Source organism: Kosakonia sp. MH5 (assembly GCF_009935945.1).
In the GTDB taxonomy this organism is placed as follows: Bacteria; Pseudomonadota; Gammaproteobacteria; order Enterobacterales; family Enterobacteriaceae; genus Kosakonia; species Kosakonia radicincitans.
The window spans coordinates 752,537-768,262 of the sequence record NZ_QODH01000001.1 but is presented as its reverse complement, the minus strand read 5'-3'; the positions used below and the strand labels follow the sequence as shown (position 1 = coordinate 768,262).

Sequence of the window (15,726 nt, the reverse complement as noted above, 5' to 3'; positions counted from 1 at the left end):
TTACACTGAATTTTCTGTCGTCCGGTTTGTCGCGTAACCGCCGGAAAAACCCTGCTTTAGCGGCGCTTATCCGGCGAATATGAATAGTCTTAAAATGACTGCATTGCGTTACAGCAACGCAGACGCTGCCGGCAAAGCCGGACAACGTCCCGAGGAGGTTATAAGTCATTGATGGCATTCAGGCAATCGGCGCACAGGATAAAAGACTATATTCCAGATGTTCGCCAGAGTGATGCTGATCAGGAAGCGTGCGTTTCGAGTTGGTAGCGATAGCTGTCGCCTTCCGGCACGAAGGTCAGCCGGTGAGTAATGCAGGCTGGCGCATCGTCGGCATGGTGCGAAACAAACAGCAATTGGGTTTGCCCTTCACTGATTAATACGTCAACAAAGCGGCGGATTAGCTGGCGGTTTAGCGGATCCAGCCCTTGCAGCGGCTCGTCGAGGATCAGTAATGTCGGATGTTTCACCAGCGCGCGGACAATCAGCGCCAGCCGCTGTTGTCCCCATGAAAGGCTGTGGAAGGGCGCATCGGCGGTGCGGGCGTCAAAACCTAAAATATCCAGCCAGCGCTGCGCCAGTTTGTGCTGCTTGTCTGATACCGTCTGATAGATGCCAATTGAATCAAAGTAGCCGGAGAGGATCACGTTGCGCACATTGGTGCTGACGCGGTAATCAAGATGCAGACTGCTGCTGACGTAACCAATGTGTTTTTTGATATCCCAGATAGTTTCACCGCTGCCGCGACGGCGGCCAAACAGCGTCAGATCGTTGCTGTAACCCTGCGGGTGATCGCCGGTGATCAGGCGCAACAGCGTCGATTTCCCCGCGCCGTTCGGGCCGACGATCTGCCAGTGTTCGCCGGGATTTACCTTCCAGGAAAGCTGGTTGATGATCGGCCTGTCATTATAAGAAACGACGCCATCATTCAGCACTATCAGCGGCTCGCCCGCGCGTAATGTTTCTCGGGCCGGGGGCGCATCGGGTTCCGGCAGGGCAATCCCGGCCAACTTTTCACTGTGGGCCAGTTGCGCAATCAGCGCTTGTTGTAGCAGGGCGGATTTTTCACCGGTTTCCGTCAGGGTGCAATCCACCAGTACGCCAGCATGCTGTACAAAATCCGGGATTTCATCGAAGCGGTTAAGCACCAGCACTACGGTGTAACCTTCACTATTCAGCCGCGCCAGCAGTTCCGCCAGTTGCTGGCGGGAGTTCACATCCAGCCCGTCGAACGGTTCATCCAGAACCAGCAGTTCCGGCTCGGACATCAGCGCCTGGCACAGCAGCGTTTTGCGCGTTTCGCCGGTCGAAAGGTATTTAAAGCGGCGTGTCAGCAGATGCGTGATGCCGAACAGCGCCGCCAGCTGTTCACAGCGCTGTGGGTTTTTGACCTCATCCTGAATGATGTCGGCCGTGGTGCGCCCGGTATCTTCTTCGCCCGGGCTGAGCATATCGGTGTTGTTGCGCTGCCACTCATCGCTGACCAGTTTTTGTAACTGCTCAAAAGAGAGGCGCGTCAGGCGGGTAAACTGACACTGACGCTCACCATTCAGCAGCGTCAGTTCGCCGGAAAGCGCGCGGGCCAGCGCGGATTTCCCGCTGCCGTTCGCGCCAACGAAGGCCCAGCTTTCGCCTGCCCGCAGGATCAACTGCTCAAGGTGCAACGTGCGTGTATCGCTAAGACGAAACGTACCTTGCGAAATTTGCAATGATGACATGATATATCCCGTTTTTTGCAGCAATGAAGTTCAGGGATACGTGCAATGCACTCACTTGTCAATGCGATTAGCATAACGTGGCGAGAATGACGCGATCGGCATTAAAATATGCCGTCACTTCGCGCTGTTCCTGCAAATTATCCACGTCATGCGTCGGCACTGTGGCGCAGAGCTGCTGTCCGTCTGGCAATGTCATCAGCACTTCGCTTTGCTGTTCGCCACGCTCAATATGGCTGATAAACCCTTTAAGCTGGTTGTCGGCAAGCGCTGCGCGCTGCGCATCCTGTGTGATATTGACCCACGGCGCTTTCAGCAATACCAGCACCTCTTTTCCTTCATCAAGGCCAAGCCGTTCGCCACTTTGTGCGGTGATAGCGACTTTCAGGCGCGTTTCACCGTCGGCCAGCAGCACTTCAATATGCTGCTGCACCTGTTGGTGATCGCGGGCGGTTACGGTGCCAAACCACTGGTTGCGGGCGCTGGTTTGCAGGGAAAAGCGGGAAATAGCTGCCAGCAGGCTGTTCAGCGGCAGCGCGTCGTCGTCGCTTAGCACGTCAAACGCCTTCTGCTGAATCTGTGCCAGCAGATCGTAAAGCTGAATCAGGCGCTGCCCGTAACGGGTCACTACTGCGCCGCCGCCGCCTTTACCGCCTGTCGCACGATCAACCAGCGTATGTTCGCTCAGTTGGTTCATTTCATTGATGGCATCCCAGGCGCTTTTGTAACTGATGCCTGCGTTCTTTGCGCCCCGGCTAATCGAACCCGTTTGTTCAATCTGTTTCAGCAAAGAAATACGGCGCGGATCGGCAAAAAGGCGTTCCTGGAGTTTGAGGGTTAAGAGAATTTCAGCCTGCATTACGCAATGTCCTGGCAAAAAGAGTATTGTGAAGGAAAAGCGGTATTACGCCTAGCCTGAGCCCTGATATTGATAGCAAAGCGGCTCATGCAATCGCACAAAAGGCGAGTGTTTTTCTGTAGAATCAGGCTAAAATGTCTGCTTCACAATATCCGGAGTCGATCATGTTAGAGTTGTTGAAAAGCCTGGTTTTTGCCGTGATCATGGTTCCTGTGGTGATGGCTATCATCCTGGGGCTGATTTATGGCCTGGGTGAAGTGTTTAACGTCTTTTCCGCTGTTGGTCGTCGCGACCGCTCCAGCCAGCAGCGCTGATCCTTTCGAAAACGCCCACTTCGGTGGGCGTTTTACTGTTCAAGATTTTGTGACATCCTGCCGATATATTTACTGAAGTTACTCATTCTTTATGGGTATTACCTGCCGTCATGAAAACTCTGATAACATCGTTATGTTTCAATGTATATAACGATACTCAGAGGAGCTACAAATGGCAGGTACATGGTTACGCCTTTTTGCTGGGGCGACTTTATCGCTTTCTGTTGCCGGGCATGCGCTGGCGGAAGAGAGCAAAATTACCGTTTTTGCAGCAGCGTCGCTGACCAATGCGCTGCAGGATATTGCGGCGGCGTATAAAAAAGAGAAAAACGTTGAGGTAGTCTCTTCATTCGCCTCTTCGTCAACGCTGGCGCGGCAGATTGAAGCTGGCGCGCCAGCCGATCTGTTTATTTCTGCCGATCAGAAATGGATGGATTACGCCGTCGAGAAAAAAGCCATTGATACGGCGACGCGTGAAACCCTGCTGGGCAACAGCCTGGTGGTTGTGGCACCGAAAAGCAGCACTCAGGGCGATATTAGCGTTAATGCCAAAACGAACTGGGCCAGCCTGCTGAAAGGCGGTCGCCTTGCCGTTGGCGACCCGGACCACGTTCCGGCAGGGATTTACGCCAAGGAAGCGCTGCAAAAACTGGGAGCATGGGACTCTCTGTCATCGAAGCTCGCTCCGGCAGAAGATGTACGTGGCGCGCTGGCGCTGGTAGAACGTGGAGAAGCGCCGCTGGGCATCGTTTACGGTTCTGATGCGGTTGTCAGCAAAGGTGTGAAAGTGGTGGGGACCTTCCCGGAAGATTCACACCAAAAAGTGGAATACCCGCTGGCTATTATCGACGGGCATAAAAACGCGACGGTAACGGCGTTTTATGATTACCTGAAAGGCCCGCAGGCTTCTGAAATTTTCAAACGTTACGGATTTACGACGCACTAATGATATTGACGGATCCCGAATGGCAGGCGGTACTGCTGAGCCTGAAAGTCTCATCCCTCGCGGTATTATTCAGTTTGCCCTTTGGGATCTTCTTCGCCTGGCTGCTGGTGCGTTGCACATTTCCGGGCAAAGCCCTCCTTGATAGCGTACTGCATCTGCCACTGGTTTTACCGCCAGTGGTGGTCGGTTATTTGTTGCTGGTGGCGATGGGTAGACGCGGTTTTATCGGTCAGTGGTTGTATGACTGGTTTGGTATCACCTTTGCGTTTAGCTGGCGCGGCGCGGTGTTAGCTGCCGCAGTAATGTCTTTTCCATTGATGGTACGCGCGATCCGTCTGGCGCTGGAAGGTGTGGACAGAAAGCTCGAACAGGCAGCACGCACGCTTGGCGCAGGGCGCTGGCGCGTCTTTGTCACTATCACGCTGCCGCTGACGTTGCCGGGAATTATTGTCGGTACGGTGCTGGCCTTCGCCCGCTCGCTCGGCGAGTTTGGCGCGACCATCACCTTCGTCTCCAATATTCCGGGGGAAACGCGCACCATTCCCTCGGCGATGTACACCCTGATCCAGATGCCGGGCGGTGAAAGCGCGGCGGCGCGGCTGTGTGTGATCTCGATTGTGCTGGCGCTGATCTCGTTGCTGGTATCGGAATGGCTGGCGCGTATCAGCCGTGAACGGACAGGGAGATAACCGATGCTGGAGCTCGATTTCACCCAGACGCTGGGAACACATCAACTGCGTGTCGCCGAATCGCTGCCTGCCAGCGGAATTACGGCGATTTTTGGTGTTTCCGGCGCCGGGAAAACCTCGCTGATTAACGCGATCGGCGGCCTGACGCACCCGCAAGAGGGGCGCATCATCCTGAACAATCGCGTGCTGCTCGATACCTCGCGCAAAATTTGCCTGCCGCCGGAAAAACGTCGTGTTGGCTACGTTTTTCAGGATGCGCGCCTGTTCCCGCACTATAAAGTGCTCGGTAACCTGCGTTACGGCATGGCGAAATCCATGGCCGGGCAATTCGACAAGCTGGTGGCGCTGCTGGGCATTGAGCCTTTGCTGGAGCGGCTTCCGGGTACGCTTTCCGGCGGCGAAAAACAGCGCGTCGCCATTGGCCGCGCGTTATTAACCGCGCCGGAACTGATGTTGCTGGATGAGCCGCTGGCATCGCTGGATATTCCGCGTAAACGGGAGTTGTTACCCTATTTGCAGCGGCTGGCGCAGGAGATCAACATTCCGATGCTGTATGTCAGCCACTCGCTGGATGAGATCCTGCATCTCGCCGATAACGTGATGGTACTGGAAGCGGGGGAAGTGAAAGCGTTCGGCAGACTGGAGGATGTCTGGGGGAGCCGCGTGATGAACCCGTGGTTGCCGCCCGAGCAGCAAAGCAGCGTGCTAAAAGTGATAGTGCTGGAACACCATCCGCACTACGCCATGACCGCACTGGCGCTTGGCGATCAGCATATCTGGGTGAACAAAATTGATCGCCCGCTGCAAAGTACGCTACGCATTCGCGTGCAGGCGACGGATGTTTCTCTTGTGCTGCAACCGCCGATGAATACCAGTATCCGTAATATTTTGCGTGCCAAGGTGGCGCAGTGTTTCGATGTTGATGGGCAGGTAGAAGTTCAACTGGAGGTGGGTAGCCGCACGTTGTGGGCGCGCATCAGCCCCTGGGCGAGAGATGAACTGGGCGTGAAAGCGGGTCAGTGGCTGTATGCGCAAATCAAGAGCGTGTCGATAACCGCCTGAGTGCGTAACATAAAGAAGGGGAGCAGAGCTCCCCGTCGTGGCGAAAGTGGCTGGCGGTGATGAGCCTCAGAGATCATCCGTGGTGTGGTGGACAACGATCTCCAGCGTATTGCGGATAACATCGCTTGTGACCACGTCTTTTGTTGTTTCGATCATCTTAATCAATTCAAGAATCAGCGCCTTGTGCGTGATCCTTTGCTCTGCGGCAGAAATACGACGAATGGCGGCACCGAGTATTGCCGATTCCTCTGATAACAAATTGCCGCCGCTGCGGAAGTATTCAGCAAGAGAAGCATCGGGCAGATTTTCGTAACCATATGATGGGTCTTGCATAGCCTGGCTCATCGGGTGGATCCTGTTGTGATTGAACATGACTGAGCGGCCTCAGTGTTTTTTGTTGTTGCCTGGCGATTTTTCGCCAAACAGAGGGAAAACGTTACTTCTGTTTTCCTTGTCCCAGAATGCTTCACTACCCGTGGCGGAGCGTAACGAGGAAATGTTATTGCTGATGATTTCGGCAATAATACGCCCCAGCATGCTACGCCGCTCAATATCGGTTTCGTTTCGCTCCATTGACCTCAGCCGGTTAATCAGTGCCTGAGTGCTAATGGGCGAATTGTCCTTAAGGAGTGACAGAACCGCCACGCCAATAAGTTCATCGGTTAGTTGCTCAATTTCACTACTGTTCATAACTGCATCTCGGGTTGCCGCCCATTGCGGATCTGCAAAGACGGCCTGAAGCCCATTCTCCCGTGGAAACATTCGCAGAATGCTACGTGACCCGCGAGAATTGACTCAAATACCAGATAATTTTTGCTGTTTAAGCAGAGCCTTAGCGGTCAAACAGCATACCAATCAACGCATGATAGTGGCTCTCCTCCTCCGGGCTGGATGCCTGTTCGAGGCGGCTGAGCAGTTTGGTACAAATGGCTTTACGATTGAGATTACGCCCTTCACTGAGGATTTCTACCGCAATTTTCCCGAGTGTCACTTGTTGGGTCGGTAGCGTCGCTTTGTTGAAATAACGGGTAACGGCAGCTGCTGTGTTCGGAAGATAACCGTTCTGTTGCATTTGTCACTCCTCAGGAAATTGTCAGTTAAATAAGTACAATTAAAGTTATACAAACATGGCAAAAATGTATATTAAAATTGTACAAAATTATTAGCGTCCTATAGAAACACTCACTAATTCGTTGTTTTATTGCGTTAATAAATTTCTGAAAATTCAGGAAAAAACAGACGTTGTACAACCTGTCCTCGGATAAGTCTGATATTGATCCATTATCCCATCCGGCGATAAACCAAGGAAAATCAATGCAAGACGCCCCTGAAAGCATCTGCTAAGGTTGCTGTTCTTTCATTTCGCCCCGGAGCCTTTATGCTCACCACCATCATTTACCGTAGCCATTTGCATGAACATGTCTCTTATGAAGTGCTTAAAGAGATGGTCGTCGCCGCGAATATCAAGAATGGTCAGGCAGGCGTTACGGGGATTTTGTTGTTTAACGGCACTCATTTTTTCCAGTTACTGGAGGGGCCTGAAGAGGGCGTCGCCGCCATCTATCAGGATATTTGTGCAGACAACCGTCATTACAATCTGGTTGAGTTATTGCGTGATTACGCCCCTGCGCGTCGGTTCGGTAAGACCGGAATGGAGCTGTTTGATTTACGCGATCATCGCCGGGAAGCGGTGTTGCAGGCGGTATTCGACAGAGGCACTTCACGTTATCAGCTGATCTACGGCGATCGCGCGCTGCAATTTTTCCAGACCTTTGTCGAGGACAGTGAAAAAGAGAATTACTTTGAGATCCCGCCGGGCGATATGTGGGAATTCATTGCGGATGAACAGGCGGTTGCGCTGCCGGCAATGGTGCTCGACAGCCTTGCTGAATGCCGTTTTGCATTCCAGCCGGTAGTCGATCCGTTTGCCCGGCAAATCGTGTCGCTGGAAGCGCTGCTGCGAACGCCGGAAGGCGGCTCGCCGCAGGCCTGGTTTGATGGCCTTGCGGGAGAAGATATCTATGCGGCAGATTTACGCAGTAAGAAAGTGGCGTTTGCGCTGGCGGCCGCCTTGCGCCTGGGCGCGCAAACTCTCTCGGTGAATCTCCTGCCAATGACGCTGGTAAAGGTCCCCAATGCGGTGGAGTTTTTCCTGCAGGAAATTCGCGCCAACGGACTGGTGCCGGAGCAGATTGTCGTTGAATTTACAGAAAGTGAAATTCTTTCGCACCTGGACGAATTTACTCAGGCGGTGAAGCTATTAAAAGGCGCGGGCATCCGCGTGGCGATTGAGCACTTTGGCGCCGGGTTTGCCGGATTGCTGCTGCTGGCGCAGTTTCAGCCGGACCGGATCAAAATCAACCGCGCGTTGATTCAGGACGTACACAAAAGCGGCTCACGGCAGGCCATTGTTCAGGCGATTATCCGCTGTTGTACCGCGCTTGAAATTGCCGTTACCGCCGTTGGCATCGAAACCGCAGAAGAGTGGATGTGGCTGGAGTCAGCGGGCATTACCCATTTCCAGGGCTATTTGTTCGCGCCGCCTTCGCTGTCGGGGATCCCGGCAGTGGCCTGGCCTGAGAAAAGAGAAGATCTACCATCATAAAGTTGTACAAAAGTATTTGTACAAGCTGGCAGAGTTAATTAGTCTTGCAACCGAGTAAACCGGCGTTACCAGTAGAGGAAGTCCATGGCATTTTACAGCATTGGCGAGGTTGCCGAGCGATGCGGCATTAACCCGGTCACACTGCGTGCATGGCAACGTCGTTATGGTTTGTTAAGGCCACAGCGCAGCGAAGGCGGGCACCGTCAATTTGATGAGTCCGACATTCAGCGTATTGAAGAGATCAAACGCTGGATCGAGAGCGGTGTGTCCGTCAGTAAAGTGAAAGCGTTGCTCGATGAGAACAAGCTGGCAGGCCAGGCCGGATGGACATCGGTTCAGGAAGAGATGATGTCCACGCTACGGCAGGTCAATCCTGCCCGTTTGCAGGCGATGCTGACCACGCTGGCGCAGCAATACTCCGCAGAGCAGTTTATTGAGGATATTATCATGCCGGTCAGGCAGCGCATGAGCCTCGATCCCAATACCGCGCGCGTTATGCTCAGTTTGCTGGATGGCGTGCTGATTGAATATGCCGCCGCGGCTATCGCGCAGGCACGTTCGCAGGCGGCGAAAGAGGCGCTGCTGGTGGCCTGGGACAATCACGATCGTACCCGTTTGTGGCTGGAAGCCTGGCGGCTTTCTCAGCAGGGCTGGCGCATTCATGTGCTTGCCGAGCCGCTCGATTCCCCACACCCGGAGTTCTTCCCCGGCCAGCAGCTTTTCGTCTGGACAGGAAAACCGCTGACGCGCAGTCAGTTGCAGCAACTGACGCACTGGCGCAATCAGGGGTTCACTGTCGCCATTCATCCCGGGACGAAACTTCCCTGATCGCTTGCAAGACAATGCGCTGAGCTGTCAGGCCGAAGCACATTTTCAACAGCCCGGACGGTAACGGGTCGATCACAGCAGCTCTTTGTAGATAAAGCTGGCAATGCTGTCGATGGTATTGTCGCCAATCACCACATCGGCGTGCGCTTTGACTGCATCGTCGGCATTTCCCATCGCCACACCCACGCCTGCCGCTTCCAGCATGCTGATATCGTTATAATTATCGCCAAACGCCACTACGTTCTGCATCGACAAACCTTGTGATGCCACCCATTCAGCCAGGCGTTTACCTTTGCTGTTTCCGGCGCGGGCGATATCGACCTGATCGTGCCACGACCATTCACATTCCAGCCCCAGCGTCTGCTCGATATGGTGGGCGAAATCCTTCAGCTTTTGCGTATCTTCATCGGTGAGCGCGAACTTCCAGATGGCTTCCACTTCCTGCGCCGCAGTGTTCAGCGATGCTACCTGCTGGAAAACCGGGCGTTGCTCTGGCGGCAGTGATTGCGCCCAGTTGTTGGTGCGCAGCACATGGCCGGTGGGTTTCTCGTACAGCATGGCGTTATCGACATACATCAGACCATGAATGTTATGCTCGTTAAGCTGAGTAATCAGTTGTTGCGCTTGCGGCACCGGCAGTGGATCGGCAGAGAGTACTTTTTTTGCATGATAATCATACAAATAAGTGCCATTACAACAAATTGCAGGTGTATCCAGCGCCAGTGCCTGATAAAAAGGGTGGATGGCAACATGATGCCGACCGGTGACGATGAGGAGTTGATGTCCTGCCGCTTTTGCGCGGGTCAACGCTTCAATAGATGAGGGCAGAAGCGTTTTTTTCGGTGTCAGTAGCGTACCGTCTAAATCCAGAGCAATAACTCGCGAAGTCATAACGTATTCCGTGGTCGATGTTGAAATTTTTGCGTCCGGGCATGGTACACCGCGTCGCCGGATGCGCAAAATCTGGCGCAGAAAATCAGCATCAAGCCAGAAAAAAGGCTATCCTGGTTACTTAACGCAAATAAGAATTAGAGGAAAGGAGTGTTCATGAAACAAACCGTTTATACCGCCAGTCCGGAAAGTCAGCAAATCCATGTCTGGCGTTTGAATTCTGAAGGCACCCTGACGCTGGTTCAGGTCGTTGATGTGCCGGGTCAGGTTCAGCCGATGGTGGTCAGCCCGGATAAACGTTACCTCTACGTGGGCGTTCGCCCTGAATTTCGCGTTATCGCTTACCGTATCGCCCCTGACGACGGTGCGCTGACGTTTACGGCGGAAGCGCCGTTGCCGGGCAGCCCGACGCATATTTCCACCGATCACAGCGGCCGCTTCCTGTTCAGCGCCTCTTACAATGCAGGCAGCGTCAGCGTGACGCGCCTGGAAGACGGAATTCCGACGGAGATCGTGGATGTGGTGGAAGGGCTGGAAGGGTGCCACTCGGCGAACATCTCTCCGGACAACCGTACGCTGTGGGTTCCGGCGCTGAAGCAGGATCGCATCTGCCTGTTCACGCTGGCGGATGACGGCAATCTGACGGCGCAAAACCCGGCAGAAGTGACCACCGTGGAAGGCGCAGGTCCGCGCCATATGGTGTTCCATCCGAACGCGCGTTTCGGCTATTGCGTGAATGAGCTGAACAGCTCCGTTGATGTCTGGCAGTTGAGCGATGTGCACGGCAAAATCGAGTGCGTACAGACGCTGGATATCATGCCGCCAGATTTTACCGATACCCGCTGGGCAGCAGATATTCATATCACGCCGGATGGTCGCCACCTCTATACCTGCGATCGTACCGCCAGCCTGCTGACGGTTTTCAGTGTCTCGGAAGATGGCAGCGTGCTGTCGCTGGAAGGTTTCCAGCCGACGGAGACACAACCGCGCGGTTTCAACATCGATAAAAGCGGTAAGTATCTGATCGCGGCCGGGCAGAAATCGCATCACATCGCGCTGTATGAAATCACCGGCGAGCAGGGGTTGCTGACCGAGAAAGCGCGCTATGCGGTAGGCCAGGGGCCGATGTGGGTGGTAGTTAACGCCTTCTGATACCGAACGTCAGCCATAAAAAAACCTCGCCGTGGCGAGGTTTTTTATTACTGCTGAATTACTTTTTCGGCTCAGCGACAACCTGGCTGCCCACGCCGCGGTTGTTAAACTCCCACATGCGGTTGAACTGCGGGTTGTTCAGCTCGCGCTGTACATTGCCTTTATCATCCACCGCACCGACATTGCCTGCGTATGCACGGCCAGAAACCGCAGCATCAGCCCACGGTTTAGCGACGTTAAAGCCTTCATTAATCACGCTGTCGCGGATAACGACCTGACCGTTGGTGTTGCCATCAACATCCAGTGAACGGCCGAGCTGCGCCACGCCGTTGCCGGTAAAGCGGCTGTTCACGGCGAGGAAGCCGTAGTACAGGTTAGAGAGCGTCGCCGGGGCAAAGACGTAGCCTTCTTTCTGCGTGCGGGAGTTCACTACGCGGAAATCGGTGTTATCAAACACCACCGCGCCGCGACCAGAAACGATGTCCACATCCCCTTCGAGGTAGCTGTTGGTCACCAGCGTACGGGTCTGGCGATCGCTACGCAGGGTGTTGTCCACGCTGCTGTTGGTGACAAAGAAGGTATTCTGGCGACCCAGAATGTTGACGTTGTTGATCTGCACTTTATCGCCGTCGCTGCGCAGCGCTACCGCCTGGTGGTTGCCCGCATCAACACTGTCGCCCAGCGTGTTCTCAATGGTCAGGTTCTGCAATTGCAGGCCGTTGTTCTGTGACCAGAAAACCGCAGAACACATTACACCGACCGTTGCAGCGCGTTTGCTCTGGCAGTTATCGAACATGTACCAGGCAGGTTTACCCGGCATATATTTGCCTGATGGATTGACCAGACGACGCCAGCTGTTCGGGTCGATTTCAGAGTCAATCGCCATACCGATTTTTACGTCCAGCGCTTTCTCGCCGGTACCGTAAATGGTCACGCTGCCGGAAGCTGCAGGGACATACACCGTGCCTTCATACTCGCCCGGCATCACTGCGATATATTGACGATCGCTGGCATGCTTGTTGATTGCCGCGTCTACCGCAGCCTGAATAGTGGTGTGCGTTACGCCTGGAGTACCAGCCGGGCCAACCACGAAGTCCGCTTTTTCCGGCAGACGAATCGACACCGGTTTCCATACCGCGCCGTCCGGCGTCAGCGAGGTGAAGTAGCGATCCGCCACGAAGTTTTTCGCTTCGCCCGCACTGAGGATCGGACGCGACGTCGTGCCCGGTGCTTTCTGTTCAGAGGGACGTTCAGCCGGCGGGGTTGAGCTACAGGCGGTCAGTGTCACGCCAAAAGCGAGCGCCAGCGCCAGACGGGAAACCGATGATGTGTTCAAAGCGTGCTCCAGACTATGCAAAGTTGAAAGGGTTACGTCAAAGCCTGCTTTTTTATACTAAGTTGAGCGAAACGGGAAGCCAAAATCGAAAAAAGTCACCGGTAAGTGAGCGAAATTGACCGCTATTTGGCGGATGGGGGAATTCCCGCCGCACAAAGACGTCGGCGGGAAGGGAAATTAAGGATGCAGGGAGAGACCTTTGATTACTTTATCGACGGCTTTTTTCGGCCCGCGCAGGGCAATGCCGACCAGGTTCATCGCATCCGCATCTTCCAGCTGAAACACGGCGCGGTTAGCGTCATCATTGCCGGTAGAGAACATCGCTTCCACATACGGCACAACCGTCACTTCCCGCTCCAGCCCTTTGCGGTGGGTACGCTGCAAATCGGCCAGCGTACCGGCGAAAATCAGCATCGGCTGCCCGGCAATGCGCTCGTAACGGCGCCCGGCGGCATCCACATAGGGTTCACCCAGCACCTCCGGCGCAGCAGAGACCACGCCGGTAGCGAGAAACGCCACCACATTCAACCGTTGCCAGCTTTCCAGATCGTCACGTACCACAAGGGCAACTTTGGTATCAAACATGCGTTTTTCTTCTCCGTCTGTCGTAAAAAGCCCATCTTCGGAGAAGCGCATTCAGCGGGATAGAACGTTTGTGCACTGGCGCTGGAAGGCGGCGGGAGAGAGGCGATACGCGCGCTGGAACCACCGGCCAAGGTGGCTTTGATCGGCAAAACCCACCTGCGCCGCCACCTGCGCTGGCTCCAGCCCGTGCGCCAGCAAGGCTCTGGCAGTGCGCAAGCGCAGGCGCACCAGATACGCGTGCGGCGTCTGGCCAAAGGCTTTCTGAAATTGTCTGCTCAGGCGAAAACGGTCAATACCGCAGTGCGCCGAAAGCGCGTCCAGCCCGATATCGTCCGCCATGTGGTCATGCAGCATCTCTTTCACCTGCTGCATACGCAGCACGGTTTCATCCGGCGGCAGGGCGGTTTTGCCATCAATATGGCGGGTGAGCAGCTTCATGAGATGATCCAGACTCTGATCGCGGGCGAGACGGCCTTCATGATGATGAATGGCAAAAAATGCCTGCTGAATGGCGTGGATCAGCATGTTGTCATCGGTCAGGGTGTTACGAAAGGCCGCTTCGATTTGCGATACGTCTCTGTGCCCGCGCTGTTGCAGCATGGTGGTGACCCACTGCTGCGGCAGGTAAAGCATCACATAGGTGAAGCCATTTTCGTCCGGCGCATGTCCGTCATGCACCGCGCCCGGCTCAATCAAAATCGCGCGGCCGGGGCGGCTGGTATGCAACTCGCGGTGGCAGTTAAAACGCTGCACGCCTTGCTGGGTCACGCCCACCAGCACTTCGTCATGGTCGTGCGGATCGTAGGCGTGCCCGGTGAAGTGAGCGCTGACACTCTCAATGCCGGTTTCCTGCTCGCGGCGAAAATCCACCCAGTCGCCGGATGCACTACGTTGCGCGCACATGAATTAGCTGAACATCGCCGTAATGCTGGCGCTGGCGAGTTTATGGAAATGGACATTAAAACCGACCATCGCACCGCTGGCATTTTCATCCACCTCCAGATGGTCCACATCGAGGGCGTAAACGGTAAAAATGTAGCGATGGGTTTCGCCTTTCGGCGGCGCAGCGCCACCGTAACCGGCTTTACCGAAATCGGTGCGCGTCTGAATCGCGCCTTCCGGCAATTCAGCGACGCCGGAACCGGCGCCCTGCGGCAGAACGCGCGTATCGGCAGGCAGGTTGGCGATAATCCAGTGCCACCAGCCGGAGCCGGTCGGCGCATCCGGGTCATAGCAGGTGACGACAAAACTTTTGGTTCCGGCAGGGACGTCGTCCCATGCCAGATGCGGGGAGAGGTTGTCGCCATCGTAGCCCATGCCGTTAAACACATGGCGATGCGGCAGTTTTTCGCCGTCGCGTAAATCGTGACTGATAAGCTTCATTACGGGCTCCTCTGTTCGTTCAGGCTGAAGTGTAGCCTATGCGAACAGATCGCTGCGTGCAACGGCGTGATTCACCGCGCCGGTCAGTCGCGACAACTGCTCAGGCGTAATGATATACGGCGGCATCAGGTAGATGAGCTTGCCAAATGGCCGGATCCACACGCCTTGTTCAACGAAGAAACGCTGTAGCGCCGCCATATTTACCGGTGAGCGGGTCTCCACCACGCCAATTGCGCCGAGCACGCGAACGTCTGCCACCGTGGCGGCTTGCGCCGCAGGCGCCAGTTCTTCTTTGAGCTGGGCTTCAATGGTCGCAACCTGCTTGCGCCATTCGCCGCTCTCAAGTAGCGTCAGGCTGGCGGCGGCTGCCGCGCAGGCCAGCGGGTTGCCCATAAATGTCGGGCCGTGCATAAAGCAGCCCGCTTCGCCGTTGCTGATGGTTTCGGCGACCTGGCGCGTGGTCAGGGTGGCGGAGAGCGTCATCGTGCCGCCGGTCAGCGCTTTGCCGAGGCACAGAATGTCCGGCGCGATGCCCGCATGTTCACAGGCAAACAGTTTGCCTGTGCGGCCAAAGCCAGTGGCAATTTCGTCAGCAATCAGCAAAATGCCTTCACGATCGCACATCTTGCGTATGCGTTTCAGCCACTCCGGGTGATACATGCGCATGCCGCCCGCGCCCTGCACGATGGGCTCGAGGATCACGGCCGCGATCTCATGGCGATGCGCCGCCATCTGCCGGGCAAACGCCACCATATCATGCTCGTCCCATTCACCGTCGAAGCGGCTTTGCGGCGCAGGCGCAAACAGGTTCTCCGGCAGATAGCCCTTCCACAAGCTGTGCATGGAGTTGTCCGGATCGCAGACCGACATTGCACCAAAGGTATCGCCGTGATAGCCGTTGCGGAAGGTAAGAAAACGCTGTCGCGCTTCGCCTTTTGCCTGCCAGTATTGCAACGCCATCTTCATCGCCACTTCCACGGCCACCGAGCCGGAATCTGCCAGGAACACACACTCCAGCGCTTCGGGCGTCATCGCGACCAGCTTGCGACAGAGGTCGATCGCCGGTTGATGCGTTATGCCGCCGAACATCACATGCGAAACCGCATCAATCTGCGCTTTCATCGCCGCATTCAGCGCCGGATGACCATAGCCATGAATCGCCGCCCACCAGGAGGACATGCCGTCAACCAGCCGCTCGCCGCTGCTGAGTTGAATCTCGCAGCCTTGCGCGGATTGCACCGAGTAAACCGGCAGGGGAGAGGTCATTGACGTATATGGGTGCCAGATATGGCGCTGGTCAAAAGCGAAATCGTCTGCGGTCATAATCGACTTGTAAACCAAATTAAAAAGTTTTAGGTTTACAA

At 55.3% G+C, this 15,726-nt stretch carries 18 protein-coding genes; 7 read left to right on the top strand and 11 right to left on the bottom strand.

What is annotated here, in order from left to right; translation table 11 throughout:
* Window positions 1-239: 239 nt before the first annotated feature.
* Together modF and modE are read right to left on the bottom strand one after the other, a co-directional pair.
* Window positions 240-1,715, bottom strand: a complete 1,476-nt coding sequence (gene modF / locus DK872_RS03610; RefSeq protein ID WP_161518039.1) for a molybdate ABC transporter ATP-binding protein ModF — start codon at window positions 1,713-1,715, stop codon at window positions 240-242.
* A gap of 67 nt (window positions 1,716-1,782) precedes the next feature.
* Entirely contained in the window at window positions 1,783-2,571 is a 789-nt protein-coding gene (gene modE, locus DK872_RS03605) for a molybdenum-dependent transcriptional regulator (protein WP_079518217.1), read from the bottom strand.
* A 164-nt stretch (window positions 2,572-2,735) separates the two neighbouring features.
* Between modE and DK872_RS03600 the strand changes: the two genes are divergently transcribed.
* From DK872_RS03600 to modC, 4 genes are all read left to right on the top strand, one after another.
* Complete coding sequence (locus DK872_RS03600) at window positions 2,736-2,885, top strand: AcrZ family multidrug efflux pump-associated protein (RefSeq protein ID WP_035885954.1); 150 nt, start codon at window positions 2,736-2,738, stop codon at window positions 2,883-2,885.
* A gap of 172 nt (window positions 2,886-3,057) precedes the next feature.
* Window positions 3,058-3,831, top strand: a complete 774-nt coding sequence (gene modA / locus DK872_RS03595) for a molybdate ABC transporter substrate-binding protein (protein WP_007373939.1) — start codon at window positions 3,058-3,060, stop codon at window positions 3,829-3,831.
* The gene (gene modB, locus DK872_RS03590; protein WP_071920504.1) at window positions 3,831-4,520 is read left to right on the top strand and encodes a molybdate ABC transporter permease subunit; all 690 of its coding nucleotides are present in this window, start codon (window positions 3,831-3,833) and stop codon (window positions 4,518-4,520) included. Before modA ends, modB begins: the two co-directional genes overlap by 1 nt.
* A gap of 3 nt (window positions 4,521-4,523) precedes the next feature.
* A complete protein-coding gene (gene modC, locus DK872_RS03585; protein WP_035885952.1) occupies window positions 4,524-5,582 on the top strand; it encodes a molybdenum ABC transporter ATP-binding protein ModC in 1,059 nt (352 codons plus the stop codon).
* A 66-nt stretch (window positions 5,583-5,648) separates the two neighbouring features.
* Here the strand turns inward: modC and DK872_RS03580 are convergent, their stop codons facing one another.
* From DK872_RS03580 to ycgZ, 3 genes are all read right to left on the bottom strand, one after another.
* On the bottom strand, window positions 5,649-5,927 hold the full coding sequence (locus tag DK872_RS03580) for a biofilm development regulator YmgB/AriR family protein (protein ID WP_007373942.1): 279 nt from the start codon (window positions 5,925-5,927) through the stop codon (window positions 5,649-5,651).
* 39 nt (window positions 5,928-5,966) lie between these two features.
* Window positions 5,967-6,272, bottom strand: coding sequence for a hypothetical protein (locus tag DK872_RS03575; RefSeq protein WP_079518216.1), 306 nt, complete (start codon window positions 6,270-6,272; stop codon window positions 5,967-5,969).
* 142 nt (window positions 6,273-6,414) lie between these two features.
* Entirely contained in the window at window positions 6,415-6,654 is a 240-nt protein-coding gene (ycgZ, locus tag DK872_RS03570; protein ID WP_007373944.1) for a regulatory protein YcgZ, read from the bottom strand.
* A gap of 306 nt (window positions 6,655-6,960) precedes the next feature.
* Here ycgZ and DK872_RS03565 point away from each other — a divergent pair, with 306 nt between their 5' ends.
* Both DK872_RS03565 and DK872_RS03560 read left to right on the top strand, forming a co-directional pair.
* On the top strand, window positions 6,961-8,187 hold the full coding sequence (locus DK872_RS03565; protein WP_161518038.1) for a diguanylate phosphodiesterase: 1,227 nt from the start codon (window positions 6,961-6,963) through the stop codon (window positions 8,185-8,187).
* Window positions 8,188-8,271: 84 nt separating this feature from the next.
* A complete protein-coding gene (locus tag DK872_RS03560; protein WP_007373946.1) occupies window positions 8,272-9,015 on the top strand; it encodes a MerR family transcriptional regulator in 744 nt (247 codons plus the stop codon).
* Window positions 9,016-9,087: 72 nt separating this feature from the next.
* Here the strand turns inward: DK872_RS03560 and DK872_RS03555 are convergent, their stop codons facing one another.
* Window positions 9,088-9,906: a pyridoxal phosphatase gene (locus DK872_RS03555; RefSeq protein ID WP_071920506.1), complete on the bottom strand. Its 819-nt coding sequence runs from the start codon at window positions 9,904-9,906 to the stop codon at window positions 9,088-9,090.
* A gap of 156 nt (window positions 9,907-10,062) precedes the next feature.
* Between DK872_RS03555 and pgl the strand changes: the two genes are divergently transcribed.
* The gene (gene pgl / locus DK872_RS03550; protein ID WP_071920507.1) at window positions 10,063-11,058 is read left to right on the top strand and encodes a 6-phosphogluconolactonase; all 996 of its coding nucleotides are present in this window, start codon (window positions 10,063-10,065) and stop codon (window positions 11,056-11,058) included.
* Between the two features lie 58 nt (window positions 11,059-11,116).
* Here pgl and DK872_RS03545 read toward each other — a convergent pair whose 3' ends face one another.
* The 5 genes from DK872_RS03545 to bioA form a co-directional block, all read right to left on the bottom strand.
* On the bottom strand, window positions 11,117-12,394 hold the full coding sequence (locus tag DK872_RS03545) for a putative acyl-CoA thioester hydrolase (RefSeq protein WP_035885949.1): 1,278 nt from the start codon (window positions 12,392-12,394) through the stop codon (window positions 11,117-11,119).
* A gap of 177 nt (window positions 12,395-12,571) precedes the next feature.
* Window positions 12,572-12,979: a DUF2000 family protein gene (locus DK872_RS03540; RefSeq protein ID WP_035885948.1), complete on the bottom strand. Its 408-nt coding sequence runs from the start codon at window positions 12,977-12,979 to the stop codon at window positions 12,572-12,574.
* 51 nt (window positions 12,980-13,030) lie between these two features.
* Window positions 13,031-13,882, bottom strand: coding sequence for an AraC family transcriptional regulator (locus DK872_RS03535; RefSeq protein ID WP_071920508.1), 852 nt, complete (start codon window positions 13,880-13,882; stop codon window positions 13,031-13,033).
* Between the two features lie 3 nt (window positions 13,883-13,885).
* Window positions 13,886-14,362 (bottom strand): kinase inhibitor, encoded by a 477-nt coding sequence (locus tag DK872_RS03530; protein ID WP_035885946.1) that lies wholly within the window; start codon window positions 14,360-14,362, stop codon window positions 13,886-13,888.
* A 36-nt stretch (window positions 14,363-14,398) separates the two neighbouring features.
* Window positions 14,399-15,685, bottom strand: coding sequence for an adenosylmethionine--8-amino-7-oxononanoate transaminase (gene bioA / locus DK872_RS03525; protein ID WP_202625918.1), 1,287 nt, complete (start codon window positions 15,683-15,685; stop codon window positions 14,399-14,401).
* Window positions 15,686-15,726 lie beyond the last annotated feature (41 nt).